Genomic DNA, 1460 nt, shown 5'->3' on the forward strand with positions numbered 1-1460 from the left:
GATGGTGGACTACAATTACCATCGACCACACCAGGCATTAAACTTCAAATCTCCTGTAGATTTATTGCAGGAAATTTGAGGACAAAATTATACTTTTGAATGGTCTGAAAAACAGGGGAGCTTACAGGCTTATTATACCATTTACAAATATAGTCATCCATGCATACCTTAATTAGAAAACTTTGTCAGTTCCGAGTTCAACTAGTTTTGGAGAAATTATTTTACCAATTCCATTGAAAAGAATTTTAATACCTAAAAGTTAAGAATAGCCTATCAGCAGATCAAAAATAATTACAAATACAACTACATGTAAGCAAAATTATATTGGTCAAGATCTTAAAAGAACAGCCAGCATTGACGAATATGTCAAAGACGAGATAAGCCTGCTTCTTTGAGACAAATTATTGCAGTATTCCATCGTTGTTCAAATATAAATATCTGTCAAATTACAGAAAGAAAAACATGAAGATTTTAATCATTCTTTTATTTTGTATAGCAGGATTTGTAAGTCTTGCACAAACTTCCACCGAACTTCTTGGAAAATGAAAACTTGTTAAACCGACAAGGAACGGCATTGTCGATCAACATAAGGACACTTATCATGCTAAACAAAAGAGTGGCAGTAATGTATAGATTAAAATTTTAAATATTCTCATGTGTACAATAACTATAAATCGAAACGAACTGACAACAAACTAGTTGATGATTTGTCGAAGTTTAGCAGTTTATAGCTAACAATTTTTATTTCTAATTGATTCAGCTTTACTCTTCCAATATTAGGTTACAACTTGACTAAAAGTTTAGCTGCTAAAGGGCTTCCATCATTATTTGGTGACGCTTATCGGTTTTAATACCTCGAGTAAGCGTTTTGCAATGACAGCATTACCCTTATCAGATGGGTGTAGTCCGTCATAGGTCATCCCTTCTGCTTCGCTTGGATAAGGATAATCATCTGTTTTCGGATCAAAAGGTTTACCCATAGCGTCTTTAAAATGGTAATTCTTATACTTATCTTTTCCTGGAATTTTCAATCTTTCAAACTTTATTAGTTTTTTTGCTTGTAATGAGGGATCATTGAATAAATCGATAACTTTTAGGTCTTCAATCCTTCCAATGTCCTTTATAGCAATAGCAAACTGTTCAAGAGATTGTCCTGCCTTAGTTTTATACGACCCATACGCCATATTGCTCGGATTTGAAATTTGATAAAAATCAGCACGTTGCATTGGCGTCATGAGAATAATTTTCGAGGACGGACTAATTGCCTTGATTTTGTCGATTATGATTCTATAAGAACCGTATATAGAAATATTCCCCTTTGCCAAAACATAATCTTTGGAATTGCAATAGTACACTAGAGATTTTGTTTCGTCAGATATTTTTTTTTGAGATGCATTTATTTAGATTCCTCTGGATGCAATTTATGCGGCTTTTTTGCTGTTCCTCATCGTTTTTTCAAA

General features: G+C 33.2%; 1 protein-coding gene. It reads right to left on the reverse strand.

The genetic code is table 11. The features are described from left to right. Nucleotides 1-824: 824 nt before the first annotated feature. On the reverse strand, nucleotides 825-1355 hold the full coding sequence (locus LUA86_RS19170; protein ID WP_370634401.1) for an SGNH/GDSL hydrolase family protein: 531 nt from the start codon (nucleotides 1353-1355) through the stop codon (nucleotides 825-827). Nucleotides 1356-1460 lie beyond the last annotated feature (105 nt).

The organism is Pedobacter sp. Leaf132 (genome assembly GCF_920984695.1).
Classification (GTDB): domain Bacteria; phylum Bacteroidota; class Bacteroidia; order Sphingobacteriales; family Sphingobacteriaceae; genus Pedobacter.